The 13,175-nt window shown below is 65.3% G+C and carries 12 protein-coding genes; 1 reads left to right on the forward strand and 11 read right to left on the reverse strand.

Annotated elements, in window-relative coordinates; all coding sequences use genetic code 11:
- Positions 1 to 81: 81 nt before the first annotated feature.
- Entirely contained in the window at positions 82 to 1,347 is a 1,266-nt protein-coding gene (locus tag BM118_RS14915) for an NAD(P)/FAD-dependent oxidoreductase (RefSeq protein WP_167771067.1), read from the reverse strand.
- 310 nt (positions 1,348 to 1,657) lie between these two features.
- Between BM118_RS14915 and BM118_RS14920 the strand changes: the two genes are divergently transcribed.
- Positions 1,658 to 2,830, forward strand: coding sequence for an ABC transporter substrate-binding protein (locus BM118_RS14920; RefSeq protein ID WP_092186325.1), 1,173 nt, complete (start codon positions 1,658 to 1,660; stop codon positions 2,828 to 2,830).
- Positions 2,831 to 3,121: 291 nt separating this feature from the next.
- Here the strand turns inward: BM118_RS14920 and BM118_RS14925 are convergent, their stop codons facing one another.
- The 10 genes from BM118_RS14925 to BM118_RS14970 form a co-directional block, all read right to left on the reverse strand.
- Entirely contained in the window at positions 3,122 to 4,993 is a 1,872-nt protein-coding gene (locus tag BM118_RS14925; RefSeq protein WP_092186326.1) for a bifunctional sugar phosphate isomerase/epimerase/4-hydroxyphenylpyruvate dioxygenase family protein, read from the reverse strand.
- Positions 4,990 to 6,048 carry a Gfo/Idh/MocA family protein gene (locus BM118_RS14930; RefSeq protein WP_092186327.1) on the reverse strand — a complete coding sequence of 353 codons (1,059 nt, stop codon included), beginning with the start codon at positions 6,046 to 6,048 and terminating at the stop codon, positions 4,990 to 4,992. The genes BM118_RS14925 and BM118_RS14930 overlap by 4 nt, the downstream gene beginning before the upstream one ends.
- Positions 6,045 to 6,782, reverse strand: coding sequence for an ABC transporter ATP-binding protein (locus tag BM118_RS14935; protein WP_092186328.1), 738 nt, complete (start codon positions 6,780 to 6,782; stop codon positions 6,045 to 6,047). The genes BM118_RS14930 and BM118_RS14935 overlap by 4 nt, the downstream gene beginning before the upstream one ends.
- Positions 6,783 to 6,793: 11 nt before the next feature.
- On the reverse strand, positions 6,794 to 7,537 hold the full coding sequence (locus tag BM118_RS14940; RefSeq protein WP_092186329.1) for an ABC transporter ATP-binding protein: 744 nt from the start codon (positions 7,535 to 7,537) through the stop codon (positions 6,794 to 6,796).
- On the reverse strand, positions 7,534 to 8,532 hold the full coding sequence (locus BM118_RS14945) for a branched-chain amino acid ABC transporter permease (RefSeq protein WP_092186330.1): 999 nt from the start codon (positions 8,530 to 8,532) through the stop codon (positions 7,534 to 7,536). The genes BM118_RS14940 and BM118_RS14945 overlap by 4 nt, the downstream gene beginning before the upstream one ends.
- Entirely contained in the window at positions 8,529 to 9,404 is an 876-nt protein-coding gene (locus BM118_RS14950) for a branched-chain amino acid ABC transporter permease (RefSeq protein ID WP_092186331.1), read from the reverse strand. Before BM118_RS14950 ends, BM118_RS14945 begins: the two co-directional genes overlap by 4 nt.
- 141 nt (positions 9,405 to 9,545) lie before the next feature.
- On the reverse strand, positions 9,546 to 10,676 hold the full coding sequence (locus tag BM118_RS14955) for an ABC transporter substrate-binding protein (RefSeq protein WP_092186332.1): 1,131 nt from the start codon (positions 10,674 to 10,676) through the stop codon (positions 9,546 to 9,548).
- Between the two features lie 57 nt (positions 10,677 to 10,733).
- Positions 10,734 to 11,612 carry a shikimate dehydrogenase gene (locus tag BM118_RS14960; RefSeq protein WP_092186333.1) on the reverse strand — a complete coding sequence of 293 codons (879 nt, stop codon included), beginning with the start codon at positions 11,610 to 11,612 and terminating at the stop codon, positions 10,734 to 10,736.
- A 132-nt stretch (positions 11,613 to 11,744) separates the two neighbouring features.
- Entirely contained in the window at positions 11,745 to 12,683 is a 939-nt protein-coding gene (locus BM118_RS14965; RefSeq protein ID WP_092186334.1) for a LysR family transcriptional regulator, read from the reverse strand.
- Positions 12,684 to 12,945: 262 nt separating this feature from the next.
- A complete protein-coding gene (locus tag BM118_RS14970) occupies positions 12,946 to 13,122 on the reverse strand; it encodes a hypothetical protein (protein ID WP_177234334.1) in 177 nt (58 codons plus the stop codon).
- Positions 13,123 to 13,175 lie beyond the last annotated feature (53 nt).

Raw genomic sequence — 13,175 nt, forward strand, 5'->3', positions numbered from 1 at the left:
GAATGGTATAGCGAGTGGAGAGAACCCCTCATCCGGCGCTTCGCGCCACCTTCTCCCACAAGGGGAGAAGGAAGCGAGCCGTCACCCCACCACCTTGCTGCTGCCCTGCGTGATCAGCCGCGCGGCGCGCTGGTCGCGCGCGTAGATCCAGAGCCAGCTGAGGGCGACGCTGAGGCGGTGGCGGAGGCCGATGAGGAAGTAGATGTGGGCGATGCCCCAGATCCACCACGCGATCGTGCCGCGCAGCTTGATGCGGCCGAAGTCGATCACGGCAAGGCGTTTGCCGATCTGCGCGAGGCTGCCGGCGTGCTTGTAGCGGAATGGGCCCGTCGCAGCGCCGCGTAGCCGCGCCTTGATGGTCTCGGCGACATGCTTTCCCTGCTGCTTGGCGGCCGGGGCGATGCCGGGGACCGGCTTGCCCTCCCAGGCGTTGATGCTGACGGTATCACCGATCGCAAAGATTTCGGGATGACCTGGAATCGTCAGGTCGTCTTCGACCTGTACGCGTCCGGCGCGATCGGCCGGCGCGCCGAGCCATTCGGCGGCTGGCGAAGCGCGCACGCCCGCGGCCCAGATTCTTGTCTTTGCCTCGAGCAGCTTGCCGCCGAACACCACGCCCTCACGATTGATCTCGGTGACGGGCTGTCCCAGCACGACCTCGACGCCGATCTTCTCCAGCGAGGCCTGCGCGTAAGCCGAGAGGTCGTCGGCGAAGCCGGCGAGCACGCGCGGCCCGGCCTCGATCAGCACGACGCGCGCCTTGGTCGTATCGATGTTGCGAAAGTCGCCCGGCAGGGTGTGGTGCGCCATCTCCGCGATGGTGCCGGCGAGCTCGACGCCGGTCGGGCCGGCGCCGACGATGACGAAGGTGAGCCGCGCTGCGCGCCGCGCCGGATCGGTCTCGCGTTCGGCGCGCTCGAATGCCACCAGGATGTGACGGCGCAGCGTGGTCCCGTCCTCCAGCGTCTTCAGGCCCGGCGCGAACTGCTCCCACTCGTCATGGCCGAAATAGGCGTGACGCGCGCCGGTTGCGAGCACCAGCGTGTCGTAGGGCACCTCGCTGCCGTCGTCGATCAACACGCAGCGCCTTGTCGCATCGACGCCGCTTACGGTCGCGAACAACGTCGTCACCTCGCGCCGGTCGCGCATGAGATGCCGCACCGGCCAGGCGATCTCGCTGGTGGCAAGCGAGGCGGTGGCGACCTGGTAGAGCAGCGGCTGGAACAGATGATGGTTGCGGCGGTCGATCAGCGTGATGTCGACCGGGGCGCCCGCGAGCCGGTAGGTCGCCTCCAGCCCGCCGAAGCCGGCGCCGACGATGACGACGCGATGGGGTGTGGTGGTCATGATGCGCCCTCGACTCTCGCTGCTTCTCTGCTTCATTTAAGTGCGGAAAGTGGCCCGCGGTCCAATAGCCGTCATCAATTGGGGAATAGGCGGCGTATATCGAGGTCCGCGAAAAAGTGCCGCAGCCTTGGACCAGGCCGTGGCCGAAGTGAGTAGAATTATATTTCTTGCCATCGCCGATGAGCGCGAAATATGGTGCAGGGACGGGCGCTGAGCCATTGGCGGCTCGACAGATTTTGCGTTCAATAGAGACAGGCCCGGGGCGGCAATCACCCCGTTTCCGGGATCAATAATAAGGAGGGGAGTGGTTATGAGGACGGCATTCTGGCTGGCGGGCGCAGCAGCGCTGGTGCTGGCAAGCCCGGCATTCGCCGGCGACACCATCAAGATCGGTTTCGTCTCGACCTTCAGCGGCCCGACCGCCGTGATCGGCAACGACATGCGCAACTCGTTCGAGCTGGCGCTGGATCATCTCGGCCGCAAGATGGACGGCAAGCCGGTCGAGGTGATCTACGAGGACGACGGGCAGAAGCCCGACGTGGGCAAGCAGAAGACCGAGAAGCTGGTGCAGTCCGACAAGGTCGATTTCATCGTCGGTTACATCTGGTCGAACGTGCTGCTGGCTTCGCTGAAGACCGCGGTCGACTCGCAGACCTTCCTGATCTCGGCCAATGCCGGCCCGTCGCAGCTCGCCGGCGAGCTCTGCTCGCCTTACGTGTTCTCGACCTCCTGGCAGAACGACCAGACGCCGCAGGCGATGGGCCTCTACATGAACCAGAAGGGCATCAAGAGCGTCTTCCTGATCGGGCCGAACTATGCGGCGGGCAAGGACATGCTGGCCGGCGTGAAGAGCACGTTCAAGGGCCAGGTGATCGGCGAGGAGTATACGGTGTGGCCGAGCCAGCTCGACTTCTCCGCCGAGCTCTCCAAGGCGCGTAACTCCAAGGCGGACGCCATCTTCGTGTTCTATCCGGGTGCGGCGGGCGTGCAGTTCCTCAACCAGTATACCCAGGCCGGCCTGAAGCAGCAGATCCCGCTCTACACCGCCTTCACCATCGACGAATTGTCGCTGCCGCTCCAGAAGGACAACGCGCTCGGCGTTCCCGGCGCGCAGCAATGGGTGAACGACCTGCCGAACGAGGAAAACAAGCGCTACGTCGCTGATTACCGCAAGAAGTATACCGGCCTGCGGCCGAGCTTCTACGGCGCGCAATCCTATGACGCCGCCCAGCTCATCAACAGCGCGGTGGTCGCGGTGAAGGGCGACACCAGCAAGAAGGACGCGATGAAGGCCGAGATGGAGAAGGCCAACTTCAAGTCGCTGCGCGGTGCGTTCAAATACGGCAACAACCACATCCCCGTGCAGAGCTTCTATCTCCAGGACGTGGTCAAGGATGCCGACGGCCAGCTCGCGCTGAAGACGGTCGCGACCATCGTCGAGAACGACCAGGATCGCTTCCATCAGAAGTGCCAGATGAAGTGAGGTCTGCCTTCCCCCTCTCCCCGCTTGCGGGGAGAGGGTTGGGGTGAGGGGCTCTCGCCACGGACGATCCCGTTACCGTATTCCCGCGCACTCTCCTCGTCATTGCGAGCGCAGCGAAGCATCCAGAGTCTTTCCGCGGAAGGATTCTGGTTTGCTTCGCTGCGCTCGCAATGACGTGTTGAGCGGCCGTTGCTCCTGATTGTCATGAGACTCGCGGAGACTCCCCCTCACCCGGAATTCAAGCTGTGCTTGAATTCCGGCCTCTCCCCGCAGGCGGGGAGAGGCGAAGGCCTACACCCGCGGCATGCTCGCGGGCCGCACTTCGCGCGATTGCGCCGCAAGCCTGATCCCGGCATTGGCCGCGCCAAACCCCTGATAGTTCCTTCGCTCGACGATCTCGAAGAAGAAGCGCTCGTCGAAGATGTGGGTGTAGACCTGGAAGAACTCGCCGTCGCCCTCGCGGTCGTAGAGGATGTGGTTGGCACGCAGCTGCGCCATCAGGTCGGGCGCGAGGTCGTATTTGGCTTCGATGTCGTCGTAATAATTGTCGGGAATATCCAGAAAGTCCGCGCCTCGGGCGCGCATCGCGGCGACCGCTGCAAAGATGTCCCGGCACGCAAACGCGACGTGCTGCACGCCCGAGCCGAAGAACTCCGAGATGAAGCGGGCCGGCAGGGTGCGGTTGGCGGAGGAGCCGTTGAGCACGAAACGCAGGCTCTGGTCGCCGTTGATGATGGCCTGGCTCTGCACGAGGCCTCTGGGATCGGCGATCTCCATCTGCGGCAGCCGCCTGAGGTCGAGGATGCCGGTGTAGAACAGCAGCCAGGACAGCATCTCGTCATAGGGCATCGACTGCGCGATGTGGTCGACGGCGAGCAGCGCGTCCGCACGCGCCTCGCTCGCAACCGGTTCGAAATCGGTGTCCCAGTTCTTGCCGGCCTGATCGAGGAAATAAAGAAGGCTGCCGCCGACGCCGTGGATCGCGGGGATCTCGAGCTCGCCCGGCCCGACCGGCTGGTAGAAGGTGCGCGCCTTCAGCGTCTCGGCGCGCTGCATGGCAAGGCCGGCATTGTCGACATCGAGCGCGATGGCGCAGACGCCGGGGCCGTGCGTGACGTAGTGCGAATGCGCAAAGCCGTCGGTCTCGCAATTGATCACGAGCTCGACCTTGCCCTGCGACCAGCGCTCCACCGCCTTGCTGCGATGCTTGCCGGTCTTGCGGAAGCCGAGCTGTCCGAACAGGCGCGCGAGGTCGCTCGCCTTGGTCTCGTTGACGGCGAATTCGATGAAGCCGGTGCCGTGGCTCCTGGCTTTCGGTGCCAGCGGCTCGCTGACGAGCTTCGGCCAATCCGGTGCAAGCTGGTCCTCGAGCAGGATCAGCGAACGGAGGCCGTCGATGGCGGTCTGCGCGGCCGAGCCGGCGCGGAACTGGTCGTTGAAGATCTCCAGCGACAGCGGCCCGGCATATCCGGTCGCCGCGATCGCCGCCATGAATTCGCCGACCGGCAGGTCGCCCTGGCCGGGGAACGAGCGGAAGTGCCGGCTCCACGACAAAATGTCGAGCTCGAGCTTCGGCGCATCGGCAAGCTGCACCAGAAAAATCTTGTCGCCGGGGATCGAGGCCATCGCGCGGACTGGAAAGCCCGGGGCGAGCGCATGAAAACTGTCGAGGATGACGCCGATCGCGGCGTGATCGGCGCGCCGCACGATCTCCCAGGCGTCGCGGTAGTCGTTGACGTGCCGGCCCCACGCCAGCGCCTCGTAGCCGACGCGCAAGCCCCGCTTGGCCGCGCGATCGCCGAGCTCGCGAAAATCATCCGCGGCGCGGTCGATGCCGCCGAGCGAGCTGGGGGAGACGTTGGAGCAGATCAGCAGCAGGTCGGTGCCGAGCTCCTGCATCAAATCGAACTTGCGTTCGGCGCGGGCAAAGTTGCGCGCGCGCTGCGGCTCCGGCATGCCCTCGAAATCGCGGAACGGCTGGAACGCGCAGATTTCCAGATCGAGGTCGCGGCAGAGCTTTGCGATGTCGCGCGGGCCTGCGCCGAACGACAGCAGGTCGTTCTCGAAAATCTCGACCGCGTCGAAGCCGGCGGCTGCGATGGCGCGGAGCTTTTCGTCGAGGGCGCCTGAGAGAGAGACGGTGGCGATCGAGCGCTTGTTCATGCTGCCTGCTCCATGATCCGCCCCGGTGAGATTGTCTGGCCCGTGCGCGCGGCCTCGCTGACGGCTTCGACGACGGCGAGCGTTCCCATCGCGTCTTCGGCTGAGATCAGCGGCTGTTCGCGGCCTGCAATGACCGCGCAGAAATGCCGGAGCTGCTCGACCAGCGGATCGAAGGCGGCCGGTGCAACGGTCTCGCGCGACAGCGGCGCGTACCAGCCGGGCTGCTGCGCATAGGACCACAGCTCCATGTTTGGTACCGACAGTGATCCCGCGGTGCCGGAGAAGATGTAGCAGGGCTGGTCCTGTTTGGGATAAGCGGCGTTCTCGCCCGATGTCAGTTCCCAGCTCCATGGCGCCGGCGTCGCATCCGACACGGTCACCGTCCCCAGCGCGCCACCCGCGAAGCGCAGCAGCAACGCCGCGGTGTCCTCGACGGCGAAGCCGCGGGCCCTGTTCGAGGTCAGCGCCTGCACCTCGGCGATCTCGCCGCAGATGAAGCGGAGGTTGTCGATGTCATGGATGAGGTTGATGAGCAGCGGCCCGCCGCCCTGCTCTCGCCGCCAGGCCACCTCGAAATAATCGTCGGGCTTCCTGAGCAGCCACAGCCCGACCACGGCGGTGAGCTGGCCGAGCCGGCCGGTTGCGACGGCCTCGCGCGCGGCCTTGATGATCGGATTGTGCCGGCGATGGTGGCCGACCAGCATCGGAACGCCGGTTCGCTTGGCGGCGGCGCAGAGACGCTGCGCGGTGGCAACCGTGTCCGTCACCGGCTTCTCGATCAGCGCAGGCACGCCCGCCGCCGCGCAATCCAGCGCCATCGGCAGGTGCAGCGTGTTGGGTGAGGCGATGATGAGGCCGTCGGGCTTTTCCTGCTCCAGCAATGCGCGGTGGTCGGCATACCAGGGCGTATTGCGCGCTTGCGCATATTCCTTCGCGGCAGGCGAGGGGTCGGCGATGCCTGAGAGCTCGCAGTCCGGCGATGCCGCGATCAATTCGACATGACGGCGGCCGATCAGGCCGGCGCCGGCAACGGCGATGCGCATTCGCGCGCTCATGCTGCGGTCTCCTCCATGGCGCCGCCGAGGAAAAGCTGGCCGATGCGCGGATCGTTCAGGATGCGCTTCGCGCCGTCGACCATGCGGGTCTGGCCGAGTTCGAGCACGATGCCGATATCGGAGATCTCCAGCGCCGAGCGCGCGTTCTGCTCGATCATCAGGATGGTGACGCCGCGGTCGCGCAGGCTCTTGAGGATGTCGAAGGTCTGCTGCACCATCAGCGGCGACAGGCCGATCGAGGGCTCGTCGATCAGCACCAGCTTTGGCTCGAGCAGCAGCGAGCGGGCGATCTCGAGCTGCTTCTGCTCGCCGCCGGAGAGCGTGGAGGCCTGCTGTGCCGACTTGCGGCGCAGCGCCGGAAACAGGTCGAGGGCCGCCTCGATCCGCCTGGGCAGGTCGAGACCCTTGCCGGCGGCGACGCCGCCGAGTTCGATGTTGTGGCGCACCGACAGCTCGGGGAAGATGTTGCGGCCCTGCGGCACGTAGCAGATGCCGGCATTGAGCAGCGCGCGCTGGCTCAAGTTCGTGATGTCGCGACCAGCAAAACTGATCTTGCCCTCGCGCAGCTTGAGCAGGCCGAAGATCGCCTTGAACACGGTCGATTTGCCGGCGCCGTTGGGGCCGATGATGGTGGTGATGGTGGCCTGCGGAACGGAAAACGTCGTGCCGTTCAAGATCGTCATCTTGCCGTAGCCGCCGACGAGATTGTGAACCGAGAGGATCGGGTCGCTCATGGCTCGTGCCCTCAATGTCCCAGATAAGCTTCGATCACGGCCGGGTTCTTGCGGACCTCGTCCGGCCGTCCCATCGCCAGCACCTTGCCTTCCGCCATCACCATCACGCGCGAGCACAGCGACATCACGAACTCCATGTTGTGCTCGATCACGACGAAGGTGGCGTTCTTCTCGCGGTTGATCGCCACCAGCCGGTCCTTCAGGTCCGCCAGCATCGACGGGTTGACGCCGCCGGCGGGCTCGTCGAGCAGCACCAGGCGCGGGCCGCCCATGAAGGCCATGGCGGCATCGAGCAGCTTCTGCTGGCCGTAGGACAGGCCGCCGGCAGGTTCAGCCGCGAGATGATCGAGCTTGAAGAAGCCGATCATCTGGTTGGCGGTCTCCGTCAGCCCGGCATCGGAGCGGCCGACCAGGCGCGAGGCCATGTTGCCCTGGTGCTCCTGGCCGGCGAGGATCAGGTTCTCGCGCACCGACAGTTTTGGAAACACCTGCAACAGCTGGAAGGTGCGGCTGACCCCGAGCTTGTTGAGTTCGGAGGGACGCAGGCCCGTGACCACCTTGCCGTCGAGCTTGACCTCGCCGCCGGTCGGCGTGAGCTGGCCGAGGATGCAGTTGAACAGGGTGGACTTGCCGCAGCCGTTCGGCCCGATCAGGCCGAGGATCTCGCCCTCGCGGACGTCGAAGCTGACGTCGGCGACGGCGCTGATGCCGCCAAAATTCTTCTTGATGTTGGTGACTTCGAGGACCGCACTCATTGCACCGTCTCCAGCCGGGATTTCGCGACGGCGCGCAGCGCGGAGGCGGCCTTGGTGCGGCGCTCGGCGAGATAGCGGTCGAGGATTCCCAGAATGCCGGTCGGCGACCAGATCAGCAGCAGCATCACCGCGATCGCATAGAGCATCAGGTAATACCCTTCCGTGAAGCGCAGCCATTCCGGCAGCAGCACGGCGATCATCGCCCCCAGGAAGGGACCGAAATAGAAGCCGGCGCCGCCGACGATCACCATCATCAGGAGATCGAGCGAGAGCGACAGGTTGAACGGCACGGGATCGATATATTGCGTCAGCGGCGCATAGAGCGCGCCGGCGACGCCGCCGAGCGCCGAGCCGATCGCGAATGCCATCAGCGTGTAGCGCCGCGTGTCGATGCCGAGCGATTGCGCGCGCAGCGGGTTTTCGCGCAGTGCCATGAAGGCGCGGCCCCAGGGCGAGCGGATCAGCCACCACACCGCAATCGAGACGATCGCGAGCGAGCCGAGGCAGACATAGTAGAAAGGCAGCGGCTTGTTGGTCGCGATGCCAAAGATGTGCGGGCGCGGGATGTTGGAGATGCCGTAGATGCCCCCCGTCAGCCAGCTCTCGTTGCGGAACACGAGGAAGGCGAGGGTGGAGAAGGCGAGCGTGACGAAGGCGAGGTAATGGTGCTGCACGCGCAGCGCGGGATAGCCGAGCACCCAGCCGACGCCGAAGCTCAAGAGAACCGCGACCACGATCGCGGCCGGCAGCGGCCAGCCATGCGTGGTCATGATCGCCGCCGCATAGGCGCCGATGCCGACGAAGGCGCCCTGGGCCAACGACACCTGGCCGGCATAGCCGAGCGTGAGGTTGAGGCCCATCGCGGCGATGGTCATCACCGCCCACTGGCTCAGGATGAACAGGCCGTAGCGGTTGAAGTTCATGGGGACGATGATCAGGCCGGCGATGACGATGAGGCCGAGCGCGATCTTCAGGGGTTTGCCAAATCCGATCATACCGTGCGCTCCTCGGCGCGGCCGAGCAGTCCTTGCGGCCGGAACAGGATGACGACGATCAGGAAGATCAGCGGCACCGCCGCGCGATATTGCGTCGAGACGTAGCTGGCCGCGAGATTGTCGAGCACGCCGATCAGGAGGCCGCCGGCGATCGCGCCGCGCACCTGGTTGAAGCCGCCGACGATCGCCGCGATGAAGGCGGCCTGGCCCAGCACCTCGCCGGAGGAGAATTTTGCCAGATAGATCGGCGTGATCAGCAGCGAGGCCAGCGCGACCAGGAACGCGTTGATCAGGAAGGTCAGCAGGATCATGCGCTCCACCGGCACGCCGATGATGCGCGCCACGGTCGGGTTCTGCGCCGCCGCCTGCATCTGGTGGCCGAGCGAGGTGCGGTTGAGGAGCGAGGTCAGGCCGAAGACCGCAACAATGGCGACGACGAGGACGCCGATGCTTTGCAGCGAGACGGCGTGGCCGAGGATGGAGATATCGCCGGTCGGCACGATCGAGGGGAAGGGCGAGGCCTCCGCGCTGAAGAACTGCTTCACCGATTCCTTGATGCCGATCGCCAGCGCCATGGTCGCGATCGCCAGCGGCAGCACGCCATGGCGCATCATCGGGTCGACCAGCAGCATCTTGAAGGCGAGGCCGAGCAGGATCATCGAGAGCAAAATGCCGAGGATGATCGCGAGCCAGAACGGCGCGCCGGCATGCATCGCTGCCAGCATCAGGAACGCCGGCAGCATCACGAACTCGCCTTGCGCGAAATTGATGGTCTGCGACGTCTGCCACAGCAGCGTGAAGCCGACCGCGACCAGTGCATAGATGGCGCCGGTGGCAAGTCCCGCGACCAGAAGATCGAACAGATTGGACATTTTCCCCTCTCGTGTCCCTCGCTCCGCTCTGCCGTCTCCCTCTCCCCGCGAAGAGCGGGGAGAGGGAGAAGAGAGATTTCTCCCCGCATCCGCCGTCGCTAAAGCTGCGGCGGGACAGGCGCGGGGAGAGGCGAAGACGGCTCACTTCACCTTCGGCAGCACCTGCTTCACGACCTGCTTGCCTTCGACCACTTCGACCAGAAAGCTCTGGCGATCGATGTCGCCGGTCTCGCTGAAGGTGACGTCCATCAGGATACCCGGCTCGTCCGCGGCCTTGATGGTGAGGCCGTGCAGCGTGTCGGCAAACTTCTTCGGGTCGACCTTGCCCATCTTTTCGGTGGTGGCCTTCACCATGTAGACGGCGAGGTAGCCCTTCAGGCCGTTGTGGTCGGGCACGTAATTGTACTTCTTGGAAAACTTCTCGCGGAACGCCTTGATCAAATCGACCGGCGCATCCGTGGTGAGGCCGACATGGCCGCGCGCGCCGTTGGCGGCGTCGCCGGCAAGCTCGATCACCTTCTGGCCGATCAGCGTGGTCTCGCCCATCAGCGGCGCGGTGACGCCCTGGCGCTTCAGCTCTTTCAGGATGCGCGCGCTCTCTTCCTCGTTGAGATAGACGAACACGGCATCGGGATTGGCGGACTTGATCTTGCCGACGTCGGCGGCGAAGTCGGCCTGGCCCGCCTCGGTCGAGAGGTCGGCGACGACCTTGGAGCCGAGCCGGTCGAGCTCCTTCACGACGACGTCGCGTCCGCCGCGGCCGAAGTCGTTGTTGACCCAGACCACCGCGACCGACTTCGCCTTCATCTCGTCGTGGATGTATTTTGCGACCTTCGGCATCGAGGATTGCTGGCCGAACGAGGTGCGGAACAGGAACTTGTTTCCGGCTTGCGTCAGCTCGGCGGCTTCGCCGCCCATGATCTGTGCGATGCCGGCTTCGGCCGCGAGCGGCGCGGTGACCTTCACCGAGCCGGAATAGCCGGGTCCGAGCAGCACATAGGGCTCGGCGTCGAGCGCCTTCTGCACCTGTGCGCGGGCAACGCCCGGGTTGGACTGCGAGTCGGCATGGGTGACCTCGAGCTTGCGGCCGAGCACGCCGCCCTTGGCGTTGATCTCCTCGATCGCGAGGTCGATACCGTTCTTCCAGTTGGTGCCGACGGTGGCGCCGCCGCCTGACAGCTCGGCGACGTCGGCGAGCTTGATCGCCTGTGCGTGGACGCTGGTTGCAGTCGCGAAGGCAAGCAGGGCGCCTGCCAGAATAGCCGATTTCATGGTCTCTCCTCCCGTTTCCTCTGATGTTGTCCGCGGCCTTGTGTCCGGCCGCTTCGTTTACGCTGCGTGATAGGCTGAGCTTCGTGCCGCCATCACCTCGTCGAATGCCTCTCCCATGACTTCGGTCGATGGGGCAAGGCCGGTAAATAGTTCGAACGCATCGGCCGCCTGGTAGATCGCTAGCTCCCGCCCGGTCATGATCCGCGCGCCCTTGGCCTGGGCCGCGGCCAGCAGCGGCGTGATCAGCGGCGAATAGACGGCGTCAGCGACCCACAGGTTTTCGCGCAGCAGCGAGGCGGGGACCGGGGTGTCCCGGTTCGGCAGCATGCCCACCGGCGTGCCGTTGACGAGGCCGGTTGCGCCACGAAGCGCGTCTTCGACGCTCGTGGCCACCCGCGCCCCACCATGCTTGGCCAGCAGCGCGGCGAGCTTTTCGGCGCGCGCCGGCTCGCTGTCGAAGATTCGGAGGTCAGTCACCTTCAGGCTCGCCAGCGCAAAGGCGATTGCCTTGCCGACGCCGCCGGTGCCGATCACGGCCACCGCATTTCCGGAGGGCGCCAGCAGCGGTGCGACCGCGCGCGCAAAGCCCGTCGTGTCGGTGTTGTGGCCGATCAGCCGGCCGTCCTTGACGACGACGGTGTTGACCGCTGCCATGCTCGCCGCAGCCGGCGCCAGCGCGTCGAGCAGCGGGACAACGGCCTCCTTGTAGGGAAAGGTGACGTTGACGCCGGCAAAGCCGAGCCGCCGCACGCCTTCGAGCATCAGGCTGAGCCCGGTCGCGTCGGCGCCGGCCACTTCGATGAGCTGGTAATGACCGCGCAGGCCGAGCGCCTCGGCGGCGCGTTCATGCATGGCAGGGGAAGCGGAATGCGCGATCGGCGCGCCGATCAGGCCGGTGAGGAGCTTTTTGCTGGCGGCGTATCCGCGCTTCGACATGGTTCGCTATCGTCTCGCTGGGAGCGTTCGGTCCCGGCCATTAGCGGGGAAACCTGCGCAATTCCAAGTGCGACGTTAGCCTTTCCCCCGCCTAACACAATTACCCATTTATCCGGCAAACCTAACATAATGTTATTTCTTCCGTCCGCGCCCCGTGGCGGCCTTGCCGTTGCCGCGGGACGGCTCGACCGCGCGCATCTCGGCGCGCAGGGATTCGATGAAGTACTCGACATGGAGCGACAGCGGCGCGCCGCGCTTCACCGCGATGTAGGTGTCGAACCGCGTCGGCTCGGTGATCTTCAAGAGCTCGATGCCGGGATAGCCGCCATGGGCCACCGTGAACTGGTCGATGATGGCGATCCCGAGCCCCGCCTTCACCAGCGCGCAGACCGTGGTGCCGAAGCGCGCGCGGATGGTGATGTTGTAGTCGAGCCGGTGGCGCGCAAAGATCTCGGCCATGATCCGGCCGTAGGGATCGTTCGGATCGATGCCGATCAGCGGGTAGCGGGTGATCTCGGCGGCCGAGACCTGCTTGCGGCCCGCCAGCTCGTGGCCGGGCGGCACGATGCAATAAAGCTCGCCCGAGGCGAGCGGCATGAAGTCGAGCCCGGAATGTTCGAGCCGGTAGCTCATCGCCACGCACTCGCCGCGGCCGAGCATGAGGTAGTCGATCGCTTCCTCGAGCTTGAGGATGTTGATGTCGATGCCGAGATCAGGATAGCGCCGGCGCACACGCTCGATCGCGCGCGGCACCATCACCTGCGAGATGCTCGGCACCGAGCCGATGCGCAGTTCCGACAGGCCGCCGCGGCCGATCTTGGAGATGATCTCGGAGAGGTCGTCGACCTTCTTGTAGACGCTGTTGATCTGCTCAAAGATGGTCTCGGCCTCCGGCGTCGGGAAATAGCGTCCGTTCTGGCGCTGGAAGAAGCGGATGCCGAGCGAGCGCTCGGTGTATTTGACGAGGCGGCTGATCCCCGGCGCCGAGACGTTGAGCAGCTTCGCCGCACCGCCAATGGTGCCCGTCACCATCACGGCACGGATCACTTCAACCTGGCGCAGCGTCATCATGTCCCGGGCTTCCGAAAGAGGATCGTGCGGCAATCATCTCACGAGAGCCGAGATGTCATCCAGCGGCAAATGGCGGACCATGGCAGCGCAGCCAGCGGTGCTTCACCCTCCCCCTCCAAGGGAGGGCGAGAGCGCAGCTCATTCGTTGACGATGATGGAGGACTAATTTCGCGGTGAGAGTGTTTCGACTAAAATCTGCGCGTTCAAATGGAAAGATGTCGCATCCGCGCGAGCAGCTCTCGCGTCTGCCGCAACTTGCGTTCTAGCTCGCCGGCCCTTCGGGCGAGACGCGGTCCGCGAACTCGGCGCGCTCGCTTTGCAGCACCTCGCGCGCGAACTCGATGATCTTCTGCTTGTTCGCCGTTTCACGGACGGCGAAAAACACGCGGTTCAATTCCAGGCCGAGCACGCTGTTGAGGGCGATGTTCTCGTCGTCCATCGTGGGTTTCCCGCTTTGTACGCCACAGGTGTAACTTGACGTCACTTCTTCCA

The organism is Bradyrhizobium sp. cf659 (assembly GCF_900113725.1).
Classification (GTDB): domain Bacteria; phylum Pseudomonadota; class Alphaproteobacteria; order Rhizobiales; family Xanthobacteraceae; genus Bradyrhizobium.

Bases quoted from the DNA above. Each gene is read 5' to 3' on its own strand.
- BM118_RS14915 (WP_167771067.1), bottom strand. From the start codon at position 1,347: ATGACCACCACACCCCATCGCGTCGTCATCGTCGGCGCCGGCTTCGGC.
- BM118_RS14920 (WP_092186325.1), top strand. From the start codon at position 1,658: ATGAGGACGGCATTCTGGCTGGCGGGCGCAGCAGCGCTGGTGCTGGCA.
- BM118_RS14925 (WP_092186326.1), bottom strand. From the start codon at position 4,993: ATGAACAAGCGCTCGATCGCCACCGTCTCTCTCTCAGGCGCCCTCGAC.
- BM118_RS14930 (WP_092186327.1), bottom strand. From the start codon at position 6,048: ATGAGCGCGCGAATGCGCATCGCCGTTGCCGGCGCCGGCCTGATCGGC.
- BM118_RS14935 (WP_092186328.1), bottom strand. From the start codon at position 6,782: ATGAGCGACCCGATCCTCTCGGTTCACAATCTCGTCGGCGGCTACGGC.
- BM118_RS14940 (WP_092186329.1), bottom strand. From the start codon at position 7,537: ATGAGTGCGGTCCTCGAAGTCACCAACATCAAGAAGAATTTTGGCGGC.
- BM118_RS14945 (WP_092186330.1), bottom strand. From the start codon at position 8,532: ATGATCGGATTTGGCAAACCCCTGAAGATCGCGCTCGGCCTCATCGTC.
- BM118_RS14950 (WP_092186331.1), bottom strand. From the start codon at position 9,404: ATGTCCAATCTGTTCGATCTTCTGGTCGCGGGACTTGCCACCGGCGCC.
- BM118_RS14955 (WP_092186332.1), bottom strand. From the start codon at position 10,676: ATGAAATCGGCTATTCTGGCAGGCGCCCTGCTTGCCTTCGCGACTGCA.
- BM118_RS14960 (WP_092186333.1), bottom strand. From the start codon at position 11,612: ATGTCGAAGCGCGGATACGCCGCCAGCAAAAAGCTCCTCACCGGCCTG.
- BM118_RS14965 (WP_092186334.1), bottom strand. From the start codon at position 12,683: ATGATGACGCTGCGCCAGGTTGAAGTGATCCGTGCCGTGATGGTGACG.
- BM118_RS14970 (WP_177234334.1), bottom strand. From the start codon at position 13,122: ATGGACGACGAGAACATCGCCCTCAACAGCGTGCTCGGCCTGGAATTG.